This window comes from Streptomyces sp. NPDC001594 (genome assembly GCF_042893675.1).
Classification (GTDB): Bacteria; Actinomycetota; Actinomycetes; order Streptomycetales; family Streptomycetaceae; genus Streptomyces.
In genome coordinates this window covers 158600-180705 of the sequence record NZ_JBIAVB010000005.1, presented here as the reverse complement: position 1 = coordinate 180705, position 22106 = coordinate 158600, and the positions used below count along the sequence as shown (strand labels likewise).

Below are 22106 nucleotides of genomic sequence, written 5' to 3'. Positions count from 1 at the left end.
CGGGGCGCGTCCACCCCACGGGCACACACCACGGGGGGAACACCACCATGAACAGCACGCGCACGCGCACCCGGACCCGCCGCACCGTCGCGGCGGCGACGGCCGCCCTCGCACTGGCCGGCCTGGCCACCGCCGCCGGACCCGCCGCGGCGGCCCCCGCCTGCACGCCCCGGATCCAGGTCCTCGGCTCGATCGGGTCCGGCGGCTACCAGGTGGGCAACCCGCAGGCCGAGATGGTCCTCGGCCTGGGCACGGGCAACCTGTCCGTCGGCCGCTCCGGCGGCAGGCCCGTCTACTGGACCGGCACCCGGCTCCACAAGGTCCCCCTGCCCGAGGCCACCCCGGCGGGCGCGCTGCTGGCCGTGAACAAGGGCGGGCTGATGGTGGGCGCCGTCTACGGCGCCGAGGGCTACCTCTTCACCTACCGGGCGGGCGACGCCGCGGTCACCCGGCTGCCCGGGAGCGACTTCGTGTCCGACGACGCCGACGTCAACGACGCCGGGTACGTCGTCTCGCGCGACCGCAGCGGGCTGGGCGTCGTGTGGAAGGACGGCCGGAAGGTCCGCGACCTGACCGTGCCCGCCGACGCCGCCCCCGGGACCAGGATCGACCTGGTCACCGGGATCAACGGCAAGGGCGACGTGCTCGGCATGGCCCGTGAGGACTACGAGGTCCCGGAGACCGGCGAGCACCGGGAGGGGACCTACCCGGTGCTCTGGCCCGCCGGCGGCGGACCCGCCAGGGCCCTGGCCCCCACCGGACACGACAGCTACGTACAGGACCTGGACGAGAGCGGCCGCATCGTCGGCTACGACTGGCTCGGCATGGCCTACCGGTTCACCCCGGCGGTCTGGACCCCGCCCCACACCGGGCCCGCCTCGTTCCCCGGCACGCTGGGGACCCACCCGTACGGCACCTTCGAGGCGATCAGCCCGACGACCAACGTGTCCGTCGGCACCGCCAAGTTCCACCCGGACGAGCAGACCCTCCCCGACCAGGCGCAGCTGTGGCCGGGCACGGGCCCCGTGCTGGCCCTGCCCCGGCTGGCCGCGAACCAGGCCAGCGCCGCCGCGTCGGCCGCCGACGACGGCCGGGTCGGCGGCGCGGCCGCCAACGCCGCCGGCACGCTGAAGCCGGTGATCTGGACCTGCGCGGCGAAGCAGGCGTACGAGCCCACGTAGTTGTCAGTGGCGTACGGCACCATCGGCAGCATGAAGATCCACGAATGGGAACCCTTCCTGCGCACCTGGAGCGCCGAGCGCGACGCCGCCGGGCGGACCGGGGACCCCGCGCGGCCGCCGTTCGGCCGGCTGGGCTTCGATCCGGCGGCGCCGGAGGCGATCGCCGCGCTCGAGACCCGGCTCGGGGCCCCGCTGCCGCCCTCCTACCGCGCCTTCCTGGAGGTCACCGACGGGTGGCGGTGGGCCGGGGAGTTCGTGGAACTGCTCGCACCGGCGGCGGAGGTGGGTCTGCTGCGGGAGATGACGGCGTCCGCCCACGAGGAGCTCACGCTGTGGGAAGCGGAGGACCTGGACGAAGCCGCGTACGAAGACGGAGAAGAAGAGGACGAAGGCGAAGACGGCGACGAGGAGGGGGAGCGCGAGGAGTACGAGAGCGCGAGGTGGAACCGGGCCGTTCAGATCTCCCTGGCGGGGGACCAGACCTGGCTGCTCCTGGACCCCGGTGACATCGGTGCCGACGGCGAGTGGGCGGCGTACCGGTACTCCTCCTGGAGCGGCTCCGGCCCGGTACGCCACGGTTCCTTCGCCGACCTGATGCGGGCGGAGTACGCGGGCTTCCGCGCCCTGCGCATACCGGGGGCCGCCTCTTAGACCCCTCCTGAGTGCGGGGGCCGGCGGGCGGCCTGGGTCGATCACCGCGCACCGGCCCCCGGAACCACCGGAATTGACGGATCGTCAGTCCAGGTGGGCACGGTCAACGGGTCAACGGGGGAAGACCTCGAACGCGACCGCCGGGACGCCCCCGAACCGGGCCGACGCCTGTCGGACGCTGCCGGTCAGGAAGTTCCGGACGTACTCCTGCGGGTCCTGGTCGGTCAGCGCCGCGATGTAGGCCTTGTGTTCCAGGAGGGAGTGCACGGCGCGCTCCAGCCCGGGTTCCGCCTCGACCGCGTGCGTGGGCGTGGTGGTCCCCGACACCGCCACCCAGCGCACGCCGTCCCAGGGCTCCAGGCCCTGCTCGGAGATGAGCTCGGGGAAGATCCACCGGTTGCCCGCGTCCCCGGCGGCGTCCAGGACGGCCCGGCCGACGGCCTTGTGGTCGGGGCTGTTCCAGTTCCCGCCGCCGTCCGCTCCGCCCCAGGTGTCCCGGTGGTTGAGGGTGATCACCAGCTCGGGGCGGTGGCGCCGGATGGCGGCGGCGATGTCCCGGCGCAGGGCCGGGCCGTACTCGACGACTCCGTCGCGGTGGTCGAGGAACTCCACGGTGGAGACGCCGACGACGGCCGCGCTGGCCCGCTGCTCGGCCTCGCGCAGGGAGCCGCACTCGTCCGGCGCCACCCCGTCGATCCCGGCCTCGCCCCGGGTGGCGAGCACGTAGGCGACCTCGCGGCCGCCGTCCGTCCAGTGGGCGATGGCCGCCGCGCAGCCGTACTCCAGGTCGTCGGGGTGGGCGACCACCGCGAGCGCGCGCTTCCAGTCGGTCGGCATCGGCTGCAAGGGCGCCTGCTGATCAGCTTGTTCGGTCATGCGTCGAACCATAGGCGAACTACTCCTCCAGGAGGGCGAGCAGGCGGTCCAGGACGCGGGGGCCGCCCGCGCGGACGCCGTCGTGTTCGTACTCGTCCGTCACCCAGGTGCGCAGGCCGCGGATCGTGCGGGCGGTGCGCAGGGAGTGGTCGGTGTCGACGTACATGTCGTCGTGGTAGACGGCGGCCGCCACCGGGACCTCGTTGGCGGCCAGACGCTCCGGGTCGTAGAGGGGCTGCCAGCCGGTGCGGGCCGCGAGGAGGCCGGCGGTCTCGCGCAGGGGGGCCAGGGCGGGGTCCGCGGTGAAGTGCCAGGGGTGGATGGTCTCACCGGTGAACAGGAGGGGCTCCGTGCCCCCGAGGGTCTTGGCGGCGTCGAATCGGGGGTGGGCGGCGCGCACCCGCTCGGCGGCCCAGCCGGTGGGAGTGGCGGGGTCCTGGGCGTAGATGGACTCGTGGAGGAGGGCGTAGAGGGGGTGGCCGGCGAAGGAGAGGTGGGGGAGGGCCGCTTCGAGGAAGGCGTCGGAGAGGGCGGGGCCGGCGGCGGTGGTGACGAAGGCGTCCTCCAGGAGGTAGTGGAGCTGGTGGCTGCCGTCGCCGGAGCCCAGGAGCAGGCCGAGGGACTGGAAGGCCTCGGCGGTGAGCCGGTAGCCGCCGGGGAGTCGGGCGGGGTGCTCGGCGAGGTGGGCGGCGATGCGGCGGGCGCGTTCCACGTCCATGGGGTAGCGGGCGTAGTGGGCGAGGTTCTTGCGCTCGATGCGCGGGAACGCGGCCTCGTACACCTGGGTCGCGGTGGCGTCCAGGGAGGGCAGGCCGCCGGTGATCAGGGCGGCGGTGAGGCCCTCGGGCGCGGTGGAGAGGTAGTGGGTGGCGCAGAACCCGCCGAAGCTCTGGCCGAGTACCGTCCAGGGGGCGCCTCCGGTGAGGGCGCGACGGATGTGCTCGGCGTCGCGGACGATGGAGTCGGCGCGGAAGTGGGCGAGGTACTCGGCCTGCTGCTCGGGGGTGCCCCGCAGGGGCAGGGTCTGCCGGTTGGCGGGGGTGGAGCGGCCGGTGCCGCGCTGGTCGAGGAGCAGGACGCGGTAGTCGGCCAGCGCCCGCTCCAGCCAGGCCTGGCGTCCCGTGAAGCGCCGGGCCCCGAAGCCGGGGCCGCCCTCCAGGTAGAGCAGCCAGGGCAGCCGCTCGGGGTCCTTGCCGGTGGCCACCACCTCACGGGCGTAGAGCTCGATCCGCTCCCCGTCGTCGGGGCGGGCGTGGTCGAGCGGCACGGTGAAGTGGTGGTCGGTCAGGACGACACCGGGCTGGCGGTAGCTGTGGCTGCGCTGGCGGGTCACGGACGGCCCCTGGGGTGTGGGAGCGGACCTCCGCCCGCCCCGGACGGGGTGCGGCCGGGGCGGGCGGAGGTGTGCGGTCCGGCCGAGTCTACGGAACCGGCCGCGGCGTCACCCGGTCAGAACTCGACGACCGAGCGGAGCACCTCGCCCCGCTCCATGCGGGCGAAGGCCTCCTCCACCCCGTCGAGCGGGATGGTCTCGGAGACGAAGGCGTCGAGGTCGAGCCGGCCCTGGAGGTAGAGGTCGATCAGCAGGGGGAAGTCGCGTTCGGGCAGGCAGTCGCCGTACCAGGAGGACTTCAGGGCGCCGCCGCGGCCGAAGACGTCGAGGAGCGGGAGTTCGAGCTTCATCTCCGGGGTGGGCACGCCGACCAGCACGACGGTGCCGGCCAGGTCGCGGGCGTAGAAGGCCTGCTGGTAGGTCTCGGGGCGGCCGACGGCCTCGATGACCACGTCCGCGCCGTTGCCTCCGGTCAGCTCCTGGATCGCCTTGACCACGTCCTGCGCGCGCCCGTTGACGGTGTGGGTGGCGCCCAGGCCGCGCGCCCACTCCAGCTTCCGGTCGTCCAGGTCCACGGCGATGATCTTCGACGCGCCGGCCAGCCGGGCGCCGGCCACGGCCGCGTTGCCCACTCCCCCGCAGCCGATGACGGCGACCGAGTCGCCGCGCCCGACGTTGCCGGTGTTCAGGGCGGCGCCGAGGCCGGCCATCACCCCGCAGCCCAGCAGGCCCGCGGCGGCGGGCGAGGCGGCCGGGTCGACCTTGGTGCACTGGCCGGCGGCGACGAGGGTCTTCTCCGCGAAGGCCCCGATGCCGAGCGCCGGGGAGAGCGGGGTGCCGTCCTCCAGGGTCATGGGCTGGGTGGCGTTGTGCGTGGCGAAGCAGTACCAGGGGCGTCCGCGCTTGCAGGCCCGGCAGGTGCCGCACACCGCGCGCCAGTTGAGGACGACGAAGTCGCCGGGCGCGACGGAGGTGACGTCGGGGCCGACGGACTCGACGACGCCGGCCGCCTCGTGGCCGAGGAGGAAGGGGAACTCGTCGTTGATGCCGCCCTCGCGGTAGTGCAGGTCGGTGTGACAGACCCCGCAGGCCTGGACCTTGACCAGAGCCTCGCCCGGGCCCGGGTCGGGCACGAGGATCGTGGTCGTCTCCACCGGTGCGCCCTTGCTCCGCGCGATGACTCCTCGTACGCGATGTGTCACGTCGTACCCCGTTCTGTCGGATCCGGTCGGATCGGTCTGGATCACCGAACGTACACGGGCGGCGCGCCGTACGGGAGTTGTGTCACAGAGCGGCGCGCGATGCGGCCAGATCCGGCGGTACGCAGGCCTGGAGGGAGGCGGCGAAGGCGGTCACGGCGGGGTGGGCGCCGGACCCGCTGCGGAAGGCGATCTTGGTGCGGCGTTCCATGTGCAGGCGGGTCAGGGCGATGCCGGGGTCCGGGGGGCCGGCCATCCCGAGCTGGGGGACGACGGCCACCCCCTGACCGGCCGCGACCAGCGCGAGGACGGTGGCGAACTCGTCGATGCGGTGGCGGACCCGCGGGGTGAACCCGGCGGCCTGGCAGGCGCGCAGGGTCATGGTGTGGCAGAGGGTGCCGGGGGTGGCGGTGATCCAGGGCGCGTCCCGGTGGGCCCGCAGCACCGCGCCCTGGTCGGCGCCGGCGCCGGCCTCGGGCGCGACCGCCGCCGATCCCGTTCGGGCCTCCGGGCCCGCGTCCGGCTCCGCCCACGGCTGCGCTGCCGGGACCGGGGCGCAGCCAGGGGCCGGGGCTGCCAGGTACATCGCCTCCTGGTACAGCGGCCGGGTGGCGAGGCCCGGCTCGGCGGGCGCGGGGACGAAGTCGTACTCGTGGACCAGGGCCACGTCCAGTTCCCCGGCCCGCAGCGCGTGCGCGACCGCCGCCGGGTCGGTCTCGTGGACCATCGGCTCCAGTGCCGGGTGGCGCCGGGACAGGTGGACCAGGGCGGCGGGGACGAGGGCGCGGGTGGCGGTGGGGAAGGCCCCGACGCGCAGCACCCCGGCGAGGCCGCTGCGGGCCTCGGCGAGGTCGGCGTCGGCCTGTTCGAGCCGCTCCAGGACCGCCTCGGCGTGCCCGACCAGGTTCTGGGCGGCCGGGGTGAGCCGGACCCGGCGGCCGGTGCGCTCCAGCAGCGGCAGTCCGGCCTCGCGCTCCAGGACGGCGAGCTGCTGGGAGACGGCGGAGGGGCTGTAGGCGAGGGCTTCGGCCACGGCCGCGATGGTGCCGCGTCGGGCGAGTTCGCGCAGGAGCCGCAGGCGGCGTACGTCGAGCATCGGCTCAGCTTACGGATCACGTAAGAAATGTGAACTGGATTCGGCGCTCGGGGCGGGCGAGGCTCTGGGGCATGCGACAGGACACGGAGCAGCACGCTCAGCACAAGCAGCACACGCGGCCCACGCGGCCCACGCGACACACGGCGGACCGGGCGGCGGTCCCGGGCCTCGACGGGATCCACGTCCCCCTCGTCACCCCCTTCACCCGCGGCGGGGACGTCGCCGCCGGGGCCCTGGAGGCCCTCGCGCACGAGGTGCTCGACGCGGGCGCCGCCGGGATCGTCGCCCTCGGCACCACCGCCGAGGCGGCCGCCCTGGAGGAGGACGAGCGCGGCCTGGTCACCGAGGTCTGCGCGCGGGTCTGCCGGGAGCGGGGCGCGCCGCTCACGGTGGGGGCGGGGGCGAGCGGGACCCGGGCGAGCGAGCTCGCGCTGGCGCGGCTGGCACGGTGGCCGGAGGCGGGGGCCGCGCTGGTGACCGTCCCCTCGTTCGTCCGGCCCTCGGCGGCGGGGGTGCTGGCGCACTTCGCGCGGCTGGCCGCCGTGAGCCCGGTTCCGCTGATCGTCTATCACATCCCCTACCGGACGGGGCAGCCGCTGGACGCGGCCGCGCTGCGGGAGCTGGGCTCGCTGCCCGGGGTGGCCGGGGTGAAGTACGCGGGCGGCGGGATCGACCAGGAGACGGTGGCGCTGCTGGGCGACCTGCCGGACGGGTTCGCGGTGCTGGCCGGGGACGACGTGTACGTGTCGCCGCTGCTCGCCCTCGGGGCCCGGGGCGGGATCCTGGCGTCGGCGCACCTGGCGACGGAGCGGTTCGCGGAGCTGGCGGGGGCCTGGCGGGAGGGCGACGCGGCGCGGGCCCGGGAGCTCGGCCACCGGCTGGCGCGGCTCTCGGCGGCCCTCTTCACGGAACCGAACCCGGGGGTGGTCAAGGGGGTGCTGTACGCGCAGGGCCGGATCCCGACGCCCGACGTACGGCTTCCGATGCTGCCGGCGTCCGAGGCGGCGGTGACGGCCGCCCTGAAGGAGCTGGCCGCGCTCTGAGCTCACCGGAGCGCGCCCGATTCATTCACATTCAGGAGGTTTTCAAACTCTCGCGCGGCTCGCCCCAATCGGCGGCATCGGCCCGTGAATTGCCCGTATTGAGAACGGGAGCGAGGGGCCCGGCGGGGCCGTGATGTGAGCCACACCCGCCGGGCCAACATCAATTTCCCCGGAAGGGTCGATTCCCTTTTCCCGGAAAGGGAAACCCGGATTTCCCGAGAAGTTTTCCAAGGTCGTTTGGCGGGCGGTCCGCCGGAAGTCGATCTCCGGGGGGAATTCGCGTCTTGTCCGGCCCCTCACGCTCGCCTACGGTCACCCTCATTCCCGGTGGTCCAGTGCCGAATGCGGCCGCACCCCGGGACTTCCCCGCACCCGCACGTGAGGAAATGCGCCATGCCCGCATCGGGTAAGCACCGCCGGCCGAAGCAGCACAAGATCGCCCGTAAGCTGGCCTTCGCCGGCACGGGCGGAGCGGCCCTCGCCCTCCCCCTGATCAGCTCGACCACGGCCGGGGCGGCCGTCGCGCAGCCGGCCGCGGCACCCGCCGCGCACACCCTGGCGCTTCCCGCCGCGGAGCCCGCCGCCCAGCCGGCGGCGGAAAAGGCGGCGGCCCCCATGATCTATTCCGTGGTCGGCGGCGACACCCTGGCGAAGATCGCGTCGGAGCATTCCGTGAGCGGCGGCTGGCAGGCCCTCTACGAAGCCAATCGCGAAGCCATCGGCGCCAATCCCGCCGTCATCCGCCCCGGCCTCAAGCTGACCCTCGGCGGGGCCGCGAAGGCCGCCGCCGCCCGGGCCACCGCCCTCGCCGCCCAGCCGGCCGCCGCGCCCGCCGCCGTGAAGACGTACGCGAACAACCTGGACGGCTGGATCCGGCAGTCGCTGGACATCATGGCCAGGCACGGGATCCCCGGCACCTACGCCGGGATCCACCGCAACGTGATGCGGGAGTCCTCCGGCAACCCCCTCGCCATCAACAACTGGGACTCCAACGCCGCGGCCGGCATCCCCTCCAAGGGACTGCTCCAGGTGATCGACCCCACGTTCCGGGCCTACCACGTGGCGGGCACGGCGATGGACTCCTACGACCCCGTCGCGAACATCACGGCCGCCTGCAACTACGCGGCCGCCCGCTACGGCTCGATCGACAACGTCAACGGCGCCTACTGAGCCCCGACTACCGAGCCGCGGCGTGCCCCGGGGCGATCGGCAGCCGGCGCTTGTGGTCGGTGAGCCGGTAGCGGCGGACGATCGTCTCGAAGGCCTGCGCGTCGACCGGCTTGCCCTCCAGGAAGTCGTCGATGTCGTCGTAGGTGACGCCGAGCGCGTCCTCGTCGGCCTTGCCCGGGTCGAGGGTCTCCAGGTCGGCGGTGGGAACCTTCCACACCAGCTCGGCGGGCGCGCCCAGGGCGTCCGCGACCGCGCGCACCCGGCGCTTGGTCAGGCCGGTCAGCGGGACCAGGTCGGCCGCCCCGTCGCCGAACTTGGTGAAGAAGCCGGAGACCGCCTCGGCGGCGTGGTCGGTGCCGACCACCAGGCCGTCGTGGGCGCCGGCCACCGCGTACTGGGCGATCATGCGCTGTCGGGCCTTGATGTTGCCGTGGACGAAGTCCTGGTGGTGGGCGTCGCGGAACTCCACGCCGGCGGCCCGTGCGGCCTCCAGGGCGGCGTCGCTCGCGGGCCGGATGTCCACGCTCATGACCTGGTCGGCGCGGATGAAGGACAGGGCGAGCTGGGCGTCGTGCTCGTCGGCCTGGACCCCGTAGGGGAGCCGCATCGCGAAGAAGCGGGCGTCGTGCCCGGCCGCGCGGGCCCGCTCGACGGCGAGCTGGCACAGCCGGCCCGCGGTGGTGGAGTCCACGCCGCCGCTGATCCCGAGGACGAGGGAGCGCAGGCCCGTCGAGGTCAGCCGCTCGGCGAGGAAGGCCACCCGGCGCTCGATCTCCCGCTCGGCGTCGAAGGCCTCGGCGACCTCCAGCTCCCGGGCGATCTCCTGCTGCAGGGCGATGGACGCCGGCTCGCTCACGTCTGCTCCTCGTTCTCGGCGGTGTCCGCGCCGTCCGCGCCGTCGGCGGACAGCCGCGTCCCGTTCGACGGTCTGGTGTCTGGCCCCCACCCTACCCAGGCGGCCCCGCCGCCCCGGCCGTGCCTCAGAGCCAGCCCTGGCGGCGGGCCGCGCGGACGGCCTCCATGCGGTTGCGCGTGCCGGTCTTGCCGATGGCGCCCGAGAGGTAGTTGCGCACGGTCGACTCCGACAGGTGCACCCGGGCCGCGATGTCGGCGACCGTGGCCCCGTCGACGGCGGCGTTCAGCACGTCCGCCTCGCGCGCGGTCAGCGGGTTGGGGCCCGCGCTGAGCGCGGCCGCCGCGAGCGAGGGGTCGATCACGGTCTCCCCCGCCAGCACCCGGCGGACCGCGGCGGCCAGCTCCTCCACCGGCCCGTCCTTGACGAGGAACCCGGCGGCCCCCGCCTCCATCGCCCGGCGCAGGTAGCCGGGGCGGCCGAACGTGGTCAGGATCAGCACCCGGGTGCCGGGGCAGGCCGTGCGCAGCTCGGCGGCGGCGTCGAGGCCGCTGCGCCCCGGGAGTTCGATGTCCAGGAGGGCCACGTCGGGCCGGGCCTCAAGGGCGGCGGGCACGATCTCGTCCCCGGCGGCCACCTGCGCCACCACCTCGATGTCCTCCTCCAGCCCGAGCAGCAGCGCCAGGGCGCCGCGCATCATCCCCTGGTCCTCCGCCAGCAGCAGCCTGATCATCCGGTCCCCTCGTCCCCTTCCGCGGCCGCCTCCACGGGGAGTTCGGCGGTGACCCGGAAGCCGCCGCCCGGTACGGGGCCGCTGGTGAGCGTGCCGCCCGCGGCCGCGAGGCGTTCTCCGAGGCCGGTCAGTCCGCTGCCCGGCGGGGTCGAGCCTACGCCGCGCCCGTCGTCGGTGATCACCAGCCGGACCCGTTCCGGGCCGCCCTGCACCTCGATGTCACAAGCGGCGGCCCCGCTGTGGCGGACGGCGTTGGTGGCCGCCTCGCGGACCACCCAGCCCAGCAGGGCGGCGGTCTGCGGGGCCAGCGGGGGACCGGACCGGCGCACCCGGGGCTCGATGCCGGCGGCGCTCAACGCGCCCCGGGCCCGGTCGAGTTCGGCGGCCAGGCTGGCCTCGCGGTAGCCGGTGACGGCCTCGCGGATCTCGGTGAGGGCCTGGCGGCCGACGGTCTCGATGTCGCGGACCTGGCCGATGGCGGCCTCCATGTCGCGGGGGGCGATGCGCCGGGCCGCCTCCGACTTCACGACGATCACCGACAGGGTGTGGCCGAGCAGGTCGTGCAGGTCGCGGGAGAAGCGCAGCCGCTCCTGGTCCACGGCGGCCCGGGCCAGCTCCTGGCGGGTGTCGCGCAGTTCCCTCACCGTCTCGGACAGGGCGAGGATGGCCGCGGTGACCATGCCGGAGAGGAAGGTCCCGTAGACGATGCCGATGGCGCCCCAGCCCTCCCGCAGTCCGCCGATCATTCCCGCGAGGGCGCTGATCCCGAACATCACCTGGCCGAGCCGGCGGCCCCGGATCACCGCTCCGGCGGCCAGGCCCAACAGCGGGAAGAACAGCAGCCAGCTGTCCCCGTACGCGCCGGCCAGGGCGCAGGTGACGGCGCCGAGGGCGACCAGGCACCAGCGGGTGGCGGGGGCCTGCCGGGCGTGCTGGTCGAAGGCCCGGAACGTGATGGTGACGTAGAGGGAGTTGAAGGCCAGCAGGCCCACGGCCCCGATCCAGGGGTTGGAGGTCTGGCCGTGGACCAGGTTGGAGACGGCGCCCATGCCGAGGAGCAGCCAGGGCAGGAGGGTGAAGGCGTTGGGCGGGCCCATGGGGCCGCGGCCGTAGTCGGGGGCCTCGCCGCGCGCCTTGCGGGCCTTCTCCGCCGCGCGCCAGGCGGCCTTGCGGGCGGGCCAGTCGGCCTTCCAGTCGTCCTTGCTCCCGCACGCGTCCCGCATGTCCGTTCCCGCTTCCCGTTCCACCGCCGCGCCGTCCGTCAGGAGGGGCGGCGAGGAGAGCTTCTCTGTCATGACCACCACGTTAGGGACGGGGACGGGGCCGGTGGCAGAGCCGCCCGTACGGTCCTGGGCAGTACGAATGTCACAACGGCCGGTGTCAGGACGCCCGGCGGCGGCGCAGTGCGCGCAGCAGGGTGCCGGCCGGAGCCGCGAGGCCGTAGCCGACGTCCTTGCGCAGGACGCCCGTCCCGGCCCGCTCCACCGCGGCCAGCTGGTGGCCCATCAGCTCGGTCATGGCGGCGACCACGGGGCGCAGCCCGGGGGCGGTGAGGTCGAGGATCCCGTCGTCGGCGGCGGTCAGGGCCGTGCGGGCGAGCCGGCATTCGGCGGCGAGGAGGGCGCGGACGGCCGGGGTGTCTCGGGCGCCTTCGAGGTCGGCGCGGGTCACGGAGTGTTCGGCGAGGCGGGCGCGGGGCAGGCACAGCCGGCCCTCGGCGAGGTCGCCGGCCAGGTCGGCGAGGAAGTCGACGCGCTGGGCGGCGTCCACGAAGGTGCGCCAGCCGGCGGCCTGCGCCGCGTCCGGCCCGCCCGGGTACTGGAGCCCGGTGAAGACCAGGACCCCGGGCCAGGCGTAGGCGTCGAGGTAGGCCTGGAAGTCCTCCTCGGTGCCGAACCCGTCGAAGGCGGCCTCGGCGGTGGCCGCGCCGTCGAGGAAGCGGGTGATCCAGTGGGCGGGCAGCCCGCTGGAGCGGACGGCGTGGGCGTACGCGCGCAGCAGCGGGTCGGGGCTGTCGGCGGTCTCCAGGGCCCGCGTGGTGCGGGCGGTCAGCTCGGCGAGGCCGGCGCTCCGCTGCCGCGGGGTGCCGGTCTCGGCCACGTCGTCGACGAGGTTCATGAAGGCCAGGCCCGCCGCGAGCCGGGGCACGAGGGGCGGTGCGGCGAGCAGGCGCAGGGTGACGAAGCGGGCGGGGTCGCGGCGCAGCACGGTGCGCGCGGCCCGGGTGTAGTCGTCCCGAAGCCCGGGGCCGGTGATCCCGGCCCGGGTGAGGGTGGTGCGCCAGCTGGGCATGGTGTGCGTGCTCCCTTGAAACGTCCGCGTACCGGGTGCGGCGGTACGGGGACACGATGTCAGGAGCGGTAGACCTTCTTGACGTTGCCCTGGGCGTCGGCGTACAGGTAGCCGCCGCGGCCGTACTCGTCGTTGAGGTAGGGCCGCACGGAGGTGGATCCGCCGTCGAACAGCCAGGGTTCGACGATGACGTAGCGGGAGGTCGGCTTGGTCACGCCGAGTTCCTGCTGGGCCTTGTCGAGGAGGCCGGGCAGGGCGTCCCAGTTGACGGCCGCCATGTCGATGAGTGCCTTGGCGTCGTCGATCCGGCCGCCGGGGCCGTCGCGCTTGACCTGGCCGTCGCGGTACTCGTAGCGGTCGTAGGTGTCCGCGCCGGGGGCGGTGGGGACGGAGGCGAGCACGTACCCCTCGTAGACGGTCATCTCCACGAAGGCGGTGGTCCCGGTCTGCTGTTTGAAGGCGTCGAGCGCCGTGCGGACGTTGGCGGGGGTGAGCAGGCTGCCCTTGGCAGCGGCGGCGGGGCTGCTCGGCCGGCCGGAGGGCACGGTCGCCGGGGTGGCCCTGGCGCCGCTGCCGGGGGCCGCGCCGCCGGTGGTGGCGGGGGCTCCGGTGGTGGGGCCATCGGCGTGGGTGCCCGTGGCGCCGGAACCGCCGCCGGGGAACGCCTGGACGAGGCCGATGGCGCCGCCGGTGAGGGCGACGGCGAGGAGGGCGCCGATCAGAACCGGGCGGCGGCGGCCGCGGGCCGGGGTGACGGGGGCCGTGACGCCGTAGGGGGAGCCGCCGCCGGGGGCGAAGGGCCGGGTGTCGTACGGCGGGGGCGCGTACGCGGGCGGGGCCGCCGGGGCGCCGGGGGCGGCCGGGCTCCCGCCGGAGGTGAGAGCGGTGCTCGCGGCGCGGAGCAGGGCTTCCAGTGCGGCGCCGTCGGGGCGTACGGCCGGGTCGCGGACGAGCAGCCGTTCCAGTACGGGGCCCAGCGGGCCGGAGCGCACCGGGGCCGGGATCGGGTCGTCGAGGACGGCGACGACGGTGGCGAGGCTCGTGGCCCGGCGCAGCGGATGGGTGCCCTCGGCGGCCACGTACAGCATCATGCCCAGCGACCACAGGTCGGAGGCGGCCAGCCCCTCCTCGCCCCGGGCCCGTTCGGGGGCGATGTACTCGGGCGAGCCGATCAGGACCCCGGTGGAGGTGAGGGCGGTGGCCCCGCCCAGGGCGGCGATGCCGAAGTCGGTGAGTACGGCGGCCCCGTCGGGCCGCAGCAGCACGTTGGCCGGTTTCACGTCCCGGTGCAGGACCCCCTCGGCGTGCGCGGCGCGCAGCGCGGACAGGACGTCGAGCCCGAGCCGCAGCACGTCGGCGACCGGCAGGGGGCCGTCGGCCAGCCGGTCGTGCAGGGAGCCGCCCTTGACCAGTTCCATCACGATCCACGGGTGGCCGTCGGTGCCGGGCGCGGGCTCCACGATGTGGTGGATGGTCACGACGCCGGGGTGCGCGAGGCGGGCCAGGGCCCGGGCCTCGCGCACGGCCCGTTCGCGCATCTGGTCGGAGAGCCCGGGGTTGGCGGCCTCGGAAGCCGGGTCCGGCGGGCGCACCTCCTTGAGGGCGACCTCGCGGTGCAGGGCGATGTCGCGGGCGCGCCACACCGTTCCCATGCCTCCGGCGCCCAGGGGTGCGATCAGTTCGAAACGGCCGTCGACCAGCCGTCTGCCGGCCTCACTCGTGTCCATGGCCGGTCATCGTAGAGGGCGCCCGTGTCAGCAGCGGCGCCGGTCCGCCGTCAGGAAGCCCTGCGCGGTGGACACCGTACGGTCGTAACAGCCGCCGCCGATTTCGGACCCGTACAGCTGGTAGCGGGCGGTGGTGGTGCCGACGGCGTGGCGCTGGTCGCGCGGGACGTTCGCGGTGTACGAGGCGTCGCCCGTGTACCGGTCGTCCAGGCGGGTCCGGCCGGTCTGGTGCCCGCCGCGCAGGGTGACGGTGTCGGCGCGGTCGCCCAGGGAGAGGACGGTGCGCAGCCGGTCGCCGGCGCCGAGGGTGGTCTCGCCGTCCATGGTGTAGACGCGGGTGGTGCGGGTGGTGGTGGCGCCCCGGGTGACGCTCTCCTCGTCGTTCCAGGAGGCGGTGAGGGCGTCGCGGTTCTCGCCGTCGGTCCAGCGGTGGGCGGAGGTGTTGCCCACGGCCCGGGTGACGGTGGTGGTGACCCGGCCGTGGGAGGTGTCGAGGTACCCGGCGGTGGTGAGGCGGTGGGCGCCGTCGGTGTCCAGGCGGTGTTCGCCGCCGGGGGCGGCGGGCGTCCAGCGGGAGGAGCCGGTGGGGGCGGTCTCCTCGTGGCGGGTGAGGGCCCCGCTGACGACCTCGCGGCCCCGGTCCTGCCACAGCAGCAGGTTGGCGGGGGTGCTCCAGCCGCTCTGGCCGGCCGGGACCCCGGCGACGGCCACCTCGACGCGGTGCGGGCGGCCGTCGTTGAGGAGGGCGGCGTAGGGGGTGAGGTCGTAGACGGCGGGCTGGACGTCGAAGGCGTGCGGGCCGGGGGTGACGTACCAGAGGAAGGGGTTGGACCAGCCGCCCGTCCAGACGGTCGGGAAGGGGGCGGCCAGTCCGGCGAGCTGTCCGTCGACGGAGACGCGGACCTCGCGGTAGGGGCCGTCGGCGGCCTTGCAGGAGTAGGGCGCCGCGTCGGGGACGGTCAGGTACCAGAACTCCTCGCAGCCGCCGCCGGAGCCGGTGGCGTAGACCTCGGCGAGGATCCGTTCGGTGTTGCGCGGGGTGGTGACGGCCGGGGTGGTGAGCGGCAGGACGCGGTCGGGGGCCGGGGCGGGGCGGGTGCGGCCCTCGGCGGCGTAGAAGGTGAGGGTGACCTTGACGTCGATGACGCCGGTGTAGGTGTCGTCGACGACGTTGCCGATGAGCATCTCGACGGGCTGCGGGCGGGCGAGGGTGTCGCGGTAGCGGGTGACGTCCTTCTCCACGGACCACTCGATGCCCTCGGGCGAGGGCTCGGGGGTGGAGGTGCTCAGGATCTCCACGCCGCCGACGGCGAGGTGGCCGAGGCGGTCGTACTGGCGGCCCTTGACCTTGCCGTCGAGGCGCAGCACCACCTTGGCCCAGTCGGCGCGGCCGCAGCCCGCGGGCGGGGTGTACTCGCCCCGGTAGGGGGTGAAGTCGCGGAACTGCGCCTCGGCGAGGGTGACCCGGCAGGAGGTGGTGCCGGGGTGTTCGACGGGCGGGGCGGCGGTGAGGGGGTCGTGCCAGTCGGTGCCGAACTCGGCGGGCGGGGTGTCCGCGGGCCCGGCGGAGACCGGGGCGGGGGTGGCCGCCGCGGGTCCGGCGGCGGCGGCCAGGGTGCCCGCGGCGAGGGTGAGCGCGCCGAGCAGGCCCATGATCCTGTGTCGTCTCATGGGCCCGCAGTGAAGCGGCTCCCCGGTCCCGGCCGCCAGGCCCGGTGGTCCGGTCCTGGCGCGATCTCGCCCCCGGGCCGGGCGGGTCAGCCGGCGGGCAGGACGACGACGCCGTCGTCGTCCGCGTACACGGTGTCGCCGGGGCGGAAGGTGACCCCGCCGATGGTGACGGGCTCGTCCACGGCGCCCTCGCCGGTCTTGCCGCTCTTGCGGGGGCAGGTGCCGAGCGCCTGCACGCCCAGGTCGAGCCCGCCCAGCGCGACGCTGTCGCGGACCGCGCCGTTGACGATCAGTCCGGCCCAGCCGGAGCGCTGCGCGGCGCCGGCGATGAGGTCGCCGACGAGTGCGGTGCGCAGCGAGCCGCCGCCGTCGATGACGAGGACCGCGCCGTCGCCGGGGGTGTGGAGGAGTTCGCGCAGCAGGGCGTTGTCCTCGTGGCAGCGGACGGTGCGCACCGGTCCGGCGAAGAGGCGGCGGCCGCCGATGGCGCGGAAGGCGGTGGTGCAGATGCCGAGGCTTTCGCCGTGCTCGTCGTAGAGGTCGGCGGTGGGGATCGGGGGTACCCCCGGCGGTGGCGGGGGGAGGGTGACGCTCATCTGACGGGGAGCTCCTCGTATCTCGTGGGTCGCGCCGTGCGCGGCCCAGCGTATGCGGCGCGGCCCGAGGGCCGGTACGGCGGCCGCCGCCTCCGCCGGGCGTTGCCCGGTGTTCGCCGCGAGCGGAGAATGGATCGCAGAGGTGTGCCTCAGGAAGGAGCTTCCGATGGCATGGCGGATCGAGGGGACGTATTTCGAGAACTGCGGTTGTGACATGGTGTGCCCCTGCGCCACCTCGGGCCTGTCGGCTCCGGCCGACGCCGACCGCTGCCAGGTGGTCCTGGCCTTCCACATCGACGCGGGCCGGATCGACGACGTCGCCGTGGACGGCCTGACGGTCGCCGTCGTGGCGGACACCCCGAAGCTCATGAGCGAGGGCAACTGGCGCATGGGCATGTTCATGGACGAGGCGGCCTCGCCGGAGCAGGCGGAGGCGCTCGGGGCGGTCTTCTCCGGTGGCCGGGGCGGCCCGATGGAGGGGCTGCGCCCGCTGGTCGGCGAGATGCTCGGGCTGGAGTCCGCCCGGATCGAATACGTCGACGACGGCCGGCGTCACCGGGTGAGGATCGGCGACGCGATCGAGCTGGAGGTGGAGGACTTCGTGTCTCCGCTGGACTCGACCGGCAAGGGCGTGCGGGTCAGCGGGGTGGGCTTCCCCGCGGACACCCTCGCGGCCGGGACGGCGACGAGGTCGCGGGTGAACGCCTTCGGCCTCGCCTTCGAGAACGAAGGGAAGAACGCCTTCTCGGCACCGTTCTCCTGGGCGGCCTGAATGGCGACAGCGCTCGCCCGGCGGACCGTCGCCCCGGCGAGCTGGGCGGCCCTGCTCGCGGCGGCGGCGCTGGCCTGGCTCCTGACGGTGCGCGGGGCGTCGGGGATGGCGCCGGGGCCGGGCACCATGGGGCAGGGCCTGTGGGGGTTCCTGGCCCTGTGGGGGCTGATGATGGCCGCGATGATGCTGCCGGCGGTCGCGCCCTTCGTCTCGCTGTACCTGCGGACGCTGCGCGCCCGCTCGGCCGGGTGGGTGCGCGCCGCCCGCAGTACGGGCCTGGTCCTCGGATACCTCTGCGCGTGGGAGGCCTTCGGCCTGGCCGCCTTCGGCGCCGCCTGGGCGGGTGGCGAGCTCGCGGCCCGGGCACCGGCCGCCGCGCCGTGGGTCGGCGCCCTGGTGCTGGCCGGGGCAGGGCTGTACCAGGTGACCCCGCTCAAGGACCGCTGCCTGAGCCACTGCCGCTCGCCGCTCGGCTTCCTCCTGCACTTCGGCAACCGCTCGGGGCCGCTGCGCGACCTGCGCACCGGTTTCCACCACGGCGCCTACTGCGTCGGCTGCTGCTGGGGCCTGATGGCCGTCCTGGTCGCGGTCGGCGTGATGAACCTCGTCTGGATGGCCGCTCTGGCCTGCGCCGTCTTCCTGGAGAAGGTCTGGCGCCACGGCAAGGCGTTCAGCCTGGTGCTCGGGGTGGCGCTGATCGGCTACGCCTGCTTCGTCCCCTGGAACCCGGGGCTGGTGCCGGGCCTGGTGCCGGGGCTGCACATGGCGCCGGGCATGCCCATGTGACCGTCAGTCGCGGGAGTTGCCGAAGAGGATGCGGTAGCCGATGAGCAGGACGAGGGAGCCCGCGATGGCGGAGCCCCAGGTGGCGAGGTCGAAGAAGTGGTTCTGGATGGGGCGGTCCAGGAACGTGGCGGAGAGCCAGCCGCCGATGAAGGCGCCCGCGACGCCGATGAGGGTGGTTCCGATGAGTCCGCCGGGGTCCCGGCCGGGCAGCAGGATCTTGGCGATGCCTCCGGCCAGCAGGCCCAGGACGATCCAGCCGATGATGCCCATGGTCGTTCACTCCGCTCGTTGTTCCGCGTCTCTTCGGTGAGGAGGACGCAGGCGCGGGGCCGGCGGTTCTCAGCCGCGGCTGGTTCGCCGCCGTGCGGTGATCAGGGCGGCGGCCGTCACGGCGCCGATGCCGGCCACCGCGAGACCGCCGCGGGAACGGTAGGAGAAGAGGGAGAGGGCGGAGCGGGCCGAGAAGGCGGAGCCGGCGCTCAGCCAGGAGGCCGCCGAGCCGGCGCAGAGCGCGGAGCCGAGGGAGCCGACGGACAGCACGCTGCCCACCGAACCCACGGACAGCACCGAGCCCACGGAGCCGATGGACAGCACGGAGTTCCTGGACCACAGGGAGAGGTACGAGCGGTCGGCCATGGTGGTCATGCTGTCACGTGGCCGACCGGAACGGGGTGGCTTTCGCCAGTCGGGGCGGGGCCGGGCGCGGTCCGGGTCAGCAGCAGGACGCCCCGGCCGGCGGCGAGGGCTCCGGCGACGGCGAGCACGATGCCGAAGGCTCCGCCGTGGAGGCGTTCGCCGAGCAGGACCATGCCGATGAGGGCGGCGGCGAGCGGGTTGGAGAGGTTGACCACGGCGAGCGGGGCGCCGAGGCCGCCCCGGTAGGCCCGCTGCGAGAGCAGCATGCCGCCGACCGCGAAGACCACGACGAGCAGCGCGACGGTGACCACCCGGGCGCTGAGCAGGGAGCCGCCGCGGCCGCCCGCGACGGTGACGGTCTGGGTCAGGGCGGAGGCCACGGCGGAGGCCAGTCCGGAGGCGGTGGCGTGCCGCAGGCCGGGGCCGGGGTCCTTGCGGGCGGTGAGCAGGGCGATCACGGCCAGGGTGGCGCCCGAGACGGTGAGGGCCTCGGCGACGCTGAGGGTGTCGTCGGGGGCCGGGCCGGAGGCGGGGAGCAGCAGCAGGCCGAGCCCGACGACGGTGGCCAGGGTGCCCCGCCACTCGGTGGCGGCGACGCGTCGGCCGGCGCCGCGCGCCCCGAGCGGGACGGCGGCCACGAGGGTGAGGGCGCCGAGGGGCTGGACCAGGGTGAGCGGTCCGTAGCGCAGGGCGGCGGCGTGCAGCAGCGCGGCGGCGGCGTTCAGCCCGGCCGACCACCACCAGGCGCCGTTGCCGAGGAGGTCGCGGGCGGAGCGGGCGACGGCCCGGCGGGCGAGCCGTTCCTGGGCGACGGCGGCGGCCGCGTAGGTGACGGCGGAGGCGAGGCAGAGCGCGACGGCGAGCAGAGTGGCGTTCACCGGTCGCCTCCGGCGGTCACGGGAAGGGGTACGGCGCGGCCCGGCTCCCCGACATCCCGCCCGGCCTCGCCCGACGGCCGCGGGCCGCCTGCGGCCGGGGCCGGGGCCGAGATCGAGGCCTGGATCGGGGCCGCCGGGGCCGGGAACGGGCCCTGGGCGGGGAACGGGGCGGGTGCGGATCGGCCCGTGGTGACGGCGGCCGCGTCGGGGGGCACCGGTACCCCCGCGGCGGGAGCGGCGGCCGGCACCGGGGCGGCTGCCGCAGGGCGCGGCGCCGCCGTCGGCGCGGCTGCCGGGGCCGGGGCGGGTGCGGCGGCATCCGACAGCGGGCGCGGGATGGCCAGGAGGGCCGCGCCCAGGAGGAGGGTGGCCACGATCGCGTCGAGCCAGTAGTGGTTGGCGGTGCCCACGACCACCAGGAGCGTGACCAGGGGGTGCAGCAGCCACAGGGCCCGCCACCGGGAGCGGGTCGCGGCGATCATCCCGAGGGCCAGCATCAGGGCCCAGCCGAAGTGCAGGGAGGGCATGGCCGCGAACTGGTTGGCCATGGTGTCGGCGTCCGGGGCCGCCCGGTAGACGGTGGGCCCGTAGACCTGCCCGGTGTCCACCAGGTGCGCGGCCTCCAGCATCCGCGGCGGGGCGAGCGGGAAGGACAGGTGCAGGGCGAGGGCGGCGCCGGTGAGCACGGCGAGCACCCGCCGGGTCCACAGGTAGTGCCCGGGGCGGCGCAGGTACAGCCAGACCAGGAAGAGCACGGTCGCCGGGAAGTGCACGGCCGCGTAGTAGGTGTTCGCGGCGTGGACGGCGGCGTCCGAGTGGAGCAGCAGCCGCTGTACGGCCCCTTCGCCGGGCAGGTGCAGGGCGCGCTCGGCGTCCCAGACCCGGACGGCGTTGTGGTGGGCCTCTTCGGTGCGGCCCGTCGAGAGCATCCGGCCCGCCTTGTACAAGGCGAACAGGCCCGCGACGAGCAGCAGCTCGCGTATGAGCCGGCGCCGGGCCCCGCCCGCGGGGGCGGTCGGCCGGCCGGGTGTGGTGTGGGAGGTCATCCCCCGGTCTCACTTCTTTCGGGTGGAGCGGCATGCGGTCGCTTCGGTCGGACCGATTCCGATCGACACGCCAGTGTATCGATACATTGGCGTATCGATACGATGGTGTAGCGATAAGCCTCCGGGGGCTTACACTCGGGAGCACGACCCACCGCCCGTGAGCTCACGAGGAGAGCCGCAGCCCATGACGTCCACGCCGCAGGCCCCCGCGCGCCGCTCCAAGATCAGCCCGGAGCGTGAGCAGGAGTTCTACGACGCCGTCCTGGACCAGCTGCGCGAGCACGGCTACGAGGCCCTCACCATGGAGGGCGTGGCCGCGCGGGCCTGCTGCGGGAAGTCGACGCTCTACCGGCAGTGGAAGACCAAGCCCCAGCTGGTCGCCGCCGCCCTGCGCGCGAGCCGGGCGCGGCGCGGCGAGCGGACGCTGGCCGACGTGGACACCGGGAACCTGGCGGGCGACCTGCGCGAGGCGGCCCGGATCGCGGCCGGCACCTCCGGGCGCGACACCCGCCTCACCCAGGCCCTCGGGAACGCCGTGCTCAGCGACGAGGAGCTCCAGCGCGCGCTGCGCGAGGCCCTGGTCGAGCCGGAGCTGGCGGCCTTCGACACGATCGTGGAGCGGGCCGTGGCACGGGGCGAGATCGCCGCGGACCACCCGGCCGTGGAGTTCCTGCCGGCGCAGCTGATGGGCGTCCTGCGGATCCGGCCGGTGCTGGAGGGGCGCTACGCGGACGCCGACTACCTGGTCCGGTTCGTCGACGCGGCCCTGCTGCCGGCCCTGGGCATCGGCCCGGGGGACCGACCGGCCACCTGAACCGGTGGGCCGCCGTTCACGATGACCGGACGGCGACCCGCCACGCGCTGCCTCGTGGGGACGGCGGCAGCGCGCCACCCGGACGGGTCGGCGGCCCTCCCGAGCAGGGGGACCGCCGCCCCGTCCGGTCCGGAATCGTCCTAGGCCGCCGCGCCCATCAGCCGGGTGTACTCCTGCGGGTCCGCGTCGAAGCCGCGGGGCCGGGCGTCCAGGGTCCAGCCGCCCCCGCCGTCGCGGGTGAACGCGGCGACGGTGGCAGACGTGGCCCCGGCGAGCTCCGTGAAGTCGCCGGTGGCGAGGTCGGTGTAGCCCTCGCGGATCCGCAGCCCCGTGCCCGCGACGGCGGAGAAGACCGTACGGCCGGGCGTACCCGCCGGGCCCGGGTCCTGGATCACCACCCCGACCACCACGCGGACCAGTTCGGGGGCCAGCCGGTCCAGTTCGAGGGTCATCACCTCGTCCCAGCCGAAGCCCCGCCCGTCGCGGCTGTCCCGGTCGAGGGTGATCGTGCCGTCGGGGGCGCGGCTGCCGAAGTGCACGAGGTAGACCGGCTGCCCGTGCGGGTCGGCGGCCCCGAAGACCCCGGCGACCAGGTCGAGGTCGTGCGGGGGCGATCCGGCCGGGCTGGGGTCCCAGCGCAGGGATATCTCCACCTTGGCCAGGCTCTTGCGTACTCCGGTCACCGGACTCCCCCTCCGCTCGGCCGCCGCGGGCCGTGTCCCCCGCGTGTCCGGCCCGGCCATGCTGTCACGG

General features: G+C 75.1%; 23 protein-coding genes. 7 read left to right on the top strand and 16 right to left on the bottom strand.

Translation table 11 applies throughout. The features are described 5' to 3' along the window. The first annotated feature begins 47 nt into the window (after nucleotides 1-47). A complete protein-coding gene (locus ACFY0O_RS12320; RefSeq protein ID WP_388946047.1) occupies nucleotides 48-1181 on the top strand; it encodes a hypothetical protein in 1134 nt (377 codons plus the stop codon). 30 nt (nucleotides 1182-1211) lie between these two features. After that, nucleotides 1212-1832, top strand: a complete 621-nt coding sequence (locus ACFY0O_RS12315; RefSeq protein ID WP_388946045.1) for an SMI1/KNR4 family protein — start codon at nucleotides 1212-1214, stop codon at nucleotides 1830-1832. Between the two features lie 111 nt (nucleotides 1833-1943). Here the strand turns inward: ACFY0O_RS12315 and ACFY0O_RS12310 are convergent, their stop codons facing one another. The 4 genes from ACFY0O_RS12310 to ACFY0O_RS12295 all read right to left on the bottom strand — a co-directional run bounded on the left by ACFY0O_RS12310 (nucleotide 1944) and on the right by ACFY0O_RS12295 (nucleotide 6336). Beyond that, the gene (locus ACFY0O_RS12310; protein ID WP_388946042.1) at nucleotides 1944-2708 is read right to left on the bottom strand and encodes a PIG-L deacetylase family protein; all 765 of its coding nucleotides are present in this window, start codon (nucleotides 2706-2708) and stop codon (nucleotides 1944-1946) included. A 19-nt stretch (nucleotides 2709-2727) separates the two neighbouring features. Then, entirely contained in the window at nucleotides 2728-4041 is a 1314-nt protein-coding gene (locus ACFY0O_RS12305; RefSeq protein WP_388946039.1) for an alpha/beta fold hydrolase, read from the bottom strand. 116 nt (nucleotides 4042-4157) lie between these two features. Continuing rightward, nucleotides 4158-5243: an S-(hydroxymethyl)mycothiol dehydrogenase gene (locus ACFY0O_RS12300; protein WP_358893228.1), complete on the bottom strand. Its 1086-nt coding sequence runs from the start codon at nucleotides 5241-5243 to the stop codon at nucleotides 4158-4160. Nucleotides 5244-5325: 82 nt separating this feature from the next. Next, entirely contained in the window at nucleotides 5326-6336 is a 1011-nt protein-coding gene (locus ACFY0O_RS12295) for a LysR substrate-binding domain-containing protein (protein ID WP_388946037.1), read from the bottom strand. Between the two features lie 71 nt (nucleotides 6337-6407). On the opposite strand from ACFY0O_RS12295, the gene ACFY0O_RS12290 reads away from it, so the two are divergent. Both ACFY0O_RS12290 and ACFY0O_RS12285 read left to right on the top strand, forming a co-directional pair. Next, complete coding sequence (locus ACFY0O_RS12290) at nucleotides 6408-7379, top strand: dihydrodipicolinate synthase family protein (protein ID WP_388946034.1); 972 nt, start codon at nucleotides 6408-6410, stop codon at nucleotides 7377-7379. Between the two features lie 393 nt (nucleotides 7380-7772). After that, nucleotides 7773-8549 carry a transglycosylase SLT domain-containing protein gene (locus ACFY0O_RS12285; RefSeq protein WP_388946032.1) on the top strand — a complete coding sequence of 259 codons (777 nt, stop codon included), beginning with the start codon at nucleotides 7773-7775 and terminating at the stop codon, nucleotides 8547-8549. A 7-nt stretch (nucleotides 8550-8556) separates the two neighbouring features. Here the strand turns inward: ACFY0O_RS12285 and nadE are convergent, their stop codons facing one another. The 7 genes from nadE to rraA form a co-directional block, all read right to left on the bottom strand. After that, nucleotides 8557-9405 carry an ammonia-dependent NAD(+) synthetase gene (gene nadE, locus ACFY0O_RS12280; RefSeq protein ID WP_388946029.1) on the bottom strand — a complete coding sequence of 283 codons (849 nt, stop codon included), beginning with the start codon at nucleotides 9403-9405 and terminating at the stop codon, nucleotides 8557-8559. Nucleotides 9406-9529: 124 nt separating this feature from the next. Next, nucleotides 9530-10135, bottom strand: a complete 606-nt coding sequence (locus ACFY0O_RS12275; protein WP_388946026.1) for a response regulator — start codon at nucleotides 10133-10135, stop codon at nucleotides 9530-9532. Continuing rightward, nucleotides 10132-11358 (bottom strand): sensor histidine kinase, encoded by a 1227-nt coding sequence (locus ACFY0O_RS12270; protein WP_388946693.1) that lies wholly within the window; start codon nucleotides 11356-11358, stop codon nucleotides 10132-10134. The genes ACFY0O_RS12275 and ACFY0O_RS12270 overlap by 4 nt, the downstream gene beginning before the upstream one ends. Before the next feature lie 157 nt (nucleotides 11359-11515). Further along, complete coding sequence (locus tag ACFY0O_RS12265; RefSeq protein WP_388946023.1) at nucleotides 11516-12427, bottom strand: phytoene/squalene synthase family protein; 912 nt, start codon at nucleotides 12425-12427, stop codon at nucleotides 11516-11518. A gap of 59 nt (nucleotides 12428-12486) precedes the next feature. Continuing rightward, the gene (locus ACFY0O_RS12260) at nucleotides 12487-14154 is read right to left on the bottom strand and encodes a serine/threonine-protein kinase (protein ID WP_388946020.1); all 1668 of its coding nucleotides are present in this window, start codon (nucleotides 14152-14154) and stop codon (nucleotides 12487-12489) included. A 27-nt stretch (nucleotides 14155-14181) separates the two neighbouring features. Next, on the bottom strand, nucleotides 14182-15825 hold the full coding sequence (locus ACFY0O_RS12255) for a peptide-N4-asparagine amidase (protein WP_388946017.1): 1644 nt from the start codon (nucleotides 15823-15825) through the stop codon (nucleotides 14182-14184). Between the two features lie 86 nt (nucleotides 15826-15911). Further along, a complete protein-coding gene (rraA, locus tag ACFY0O_RS12250; RefSeq protein ID WP_388946014.1) occupies nucleotides 15912-16421 on the bottom strand; it encodes a ribonuclease E activity regulator RraA in 510 nt (169 codons plus the stop codon). Between the two features lie 166 nt (nucleotides 16422-16587). On the opposite strand from rraA, the gene ACFY0O_RS12245 reads away from it, so the two are divergent. Together ACFY0O_RS12245 and ACFY0O_RS12240 are read left to right on the top strand one after the other, a co-directional pair. Beyond that, nucleotides 16588-17193 (top strand): DUF1326 domain-containing protein, encoded by a 606-nt coding sequence (locus tag ACFY0O_RS12245; RefSeq protein WP_388946012.1) that lies wholly within the window; start codon nucleotides 16588-16590, stop codon nucleotides 17191-17193. Then, nucleotides 17194-17979, top strand: a complete 786-nt coding sequence (locus ACFY0O_RS12240) for a DUF2182 domain-containing protein (protein WP_388946009.1) — start codon at nucleotides 17194-17196, stop codon at nucleotides 17977-17979. Between the two features lie 3 nt (nucleotides 17980-17982). Here ACFY0O_RS12240 and ACFY0O_RS12235 read toward each other — a convergent pair whose 3' ends face one another. The 4 genes from ACFY0O_RS12235 to ACFY0O_RS12220 form a co-directional block, all read right to left on the bottom strand. Next, on the bottom strand, nucleotides 17983-18249 hold the full coding sequence (locus tag ACFY0O_RS12235; RefSeq protein WP_388946006.1) for a GlsB/YeaQ/YmgE family stress response membrane protein: 267 nt from the start codon (nucleotides 18247-18249) through the stop codon (nucleotides 17983-17985). Nucleotides 18250-18318: 69 nt separating this feature from the next. Next, the gene (locus ACFY0O_RS12230; RefSeq protein ID WP_388946003.1) at nucleotides 18319-18624 is read right to left on the bottom strand and encodes a hypothetical protein; all 306 of its coding nucleotides are present in this window, start codon (nucleotides 18622-18624) and stop codon (nucleotides 18319-18321) included. After that, nucleotides 18621-19493 (bottom strand): DMT family transporter, encoded by an 873-nt coding sequence (locus tag ACFY0O_RS12225; RefSeq protein ID WP_388946000.1) that lies wholly within the window; start codon nucleotides 19491-19493, stop codon nucleotides 18621-18623. The genes ACFY0O_RS12230 and ACFY0O_RS12225 overlap by 4 nt, the downstream gene beginning before the upstream one ends. Next, the gene (locus tag ACFY0O_RS12220; protein WP_388945997.1) at nucleotides 19490-20539 is read right to left on the bottom strand and encodes a phosphatase PAP2 family protein; all 1050 of its coding nucleotides are present in this window, start codon (nucleotides 20537-20539) and stop codon (nucleotides 19490-19492) included. Before ACFY0O_RS12220 ends, ACFY0O_RS12225 begins: the two co-directional genes overlap by 4 nt. Nucleotides 20540-20723: 184 nt before the next feature. Between ACFY0O_RS12220 and ACFY0O_RS12215 the strand changes: the two genes are divergently transcribed. Continuing rightward, nucleotides 20724-21353, top strand: a complete 630-nt coding sequence (locus ACFY0O_RS12215; RefSeq protein WP_358893211.1) for a TetR/AcrR family transcriptional regulator — start codon at nucleotides 20724-20726, stop codon at nucleotides 21351-21353. 140 nt (nucleotides 21354-21493) lie between these two features. Here the strand turns inward: ACFY0O_RS12215 and ACFY0O_RS12210 are convergent, their stop codons facing one another. After that, on the bottom strand, nucleotides 21494-22036 hold the full coding sequence (locus ACFY0O_RS12210; protein WP_388945994.1) for a TerD family protein: 543 nt from the start codon (nucleotides 22034-22036) through the stop codon (nucleotides 21494-21496). Between the last annotated feature and the right edge of the window lie 70 nt (nucleotides 22037-22106).

Coding starts and splice junctions, on each gene's coding strand:
- ACFY0O_RS12320 (WP_388946047.1), top strand. CDS start 48: ATGAACAGCACGCGCACGCGCACCCGGACCCGCCGCACCGTCGCGGCG.
- ACFY0O_RS12315 (WP_388946045.1), top strand. CDS start 1,212: ATGAAGATCCACGAATGGGAACCCTTCCTGCGCACCTGGAGCGCCGAG.
- ACFY0O_RS12310 (WP_388946042.1), bottom strand. CDS start 2,708: ATGACCGAACAAGCTGATCAGCAGGCGCCCTTGCAGCCGATGCCGACC.
- ACFY0O_RS12295 (WP_388946037.1), bottom strand. CDS start 6,336: ATGCTCGACGTACGCCGCCTGCGGCTCCTGCGCGAACTCGCCCGACGC.
- ACFY0O_RS12290 (WP_388946034.1), top strand. CDS start 6,408: ATGCGACAGGACACGGAGCAGCACGCTCAGCACAAGCAGCACACGCGG.
- ACFY0O_RS12285 (WP_388946032.1), top strand. CDS start 7,773: ATGCCCGCATCGGGTAAGCACCGCCGGCCGAAGCAGCACAAGATCGCC.
- ACFY0O_RS12275 (WP_388946026.1), bottom strand. CDS start 10,135: ATGATCAGGCTGCTGCTGGCGGAGGACCAGGGGATGATGCGCGGCGCC.
- ACFY0O_RS12270 (WP_388946693.1), bottom strand. CDS start 11,358: ATGCGGGACGCGTGCGGGAGCAAGGACGACTGGAAGGCCGACTGGCCC.
- ACFY0O_RS12265 (WP_388946023.1), bottom strand. CDS start 12,427: ATGCCCAGCTGGCGCACCACCCTCACCCGGGCCGGGATCACCGGCCCC.
- ACFY0O_RS12260 (WP_388946020.1), bottom strand. CDS start 14,154: ATGGACACGAGTGAGGCCGGCAGACGGCTGGTCGACGGCCGTTTCGAA.
- ACFY0O_RS12255 (WP_388946017.1), bottom strand. CDS start 15,825: ATGAGACGACACAGGATCATGGGCCTGCTCGGCGCGCTCACCCTCGCC.
- rraA (WP_388946014.1), bottom strand. CDS start 16,421: ATGAGCGTCACCCTCCCCCCGCCACCGCCGGGGGTACCCCCGATCCCC.
- ACFY0O_RS12245 (WP_388946012.1), top strand. CDS start 16,588: ATGGCATGGCGGATCGAGGGGACGTATTTCGAGAACTGCGGTTGTGAC.
- ACFY0O_RS12240 (WP_388946009.1), top strand. CDS start 17,194: ATGGCGACAGCGCTCGCCCGGCGGACCGTCGCCCCGGCGAGCTGGGCG.
- ACFY0O_RS12235 (WP_388946006.1), bottom strand. CDS start 18,249: ATGGGCATCATCGGCTGGATCGTCCTGGGCCTGCTGGCCGGAGGCATC.
- ACFY0O_RS12230 (WP_388946003.1), bottom strand. CDS start 18,624: ATGACCACCATGGCCGACCGCTCGTACCTCTCCCTGTGGTCCAGGAAC.
- ACFY0O_RS12220 (WP_388945997.1), bottom strand. CDS start 20,539: ATGACCTCCCACACCACACCCGGCCGGCCGACCGCCCCCGCGGGCGGG.
- ACFY0O_RS12215 (WP_358893211.1), top strand. CDS start 20,724: ATGACGTCCACGCCGCAGGCCCCCGCGCGCCGCTCCAAGATCAGCCCG.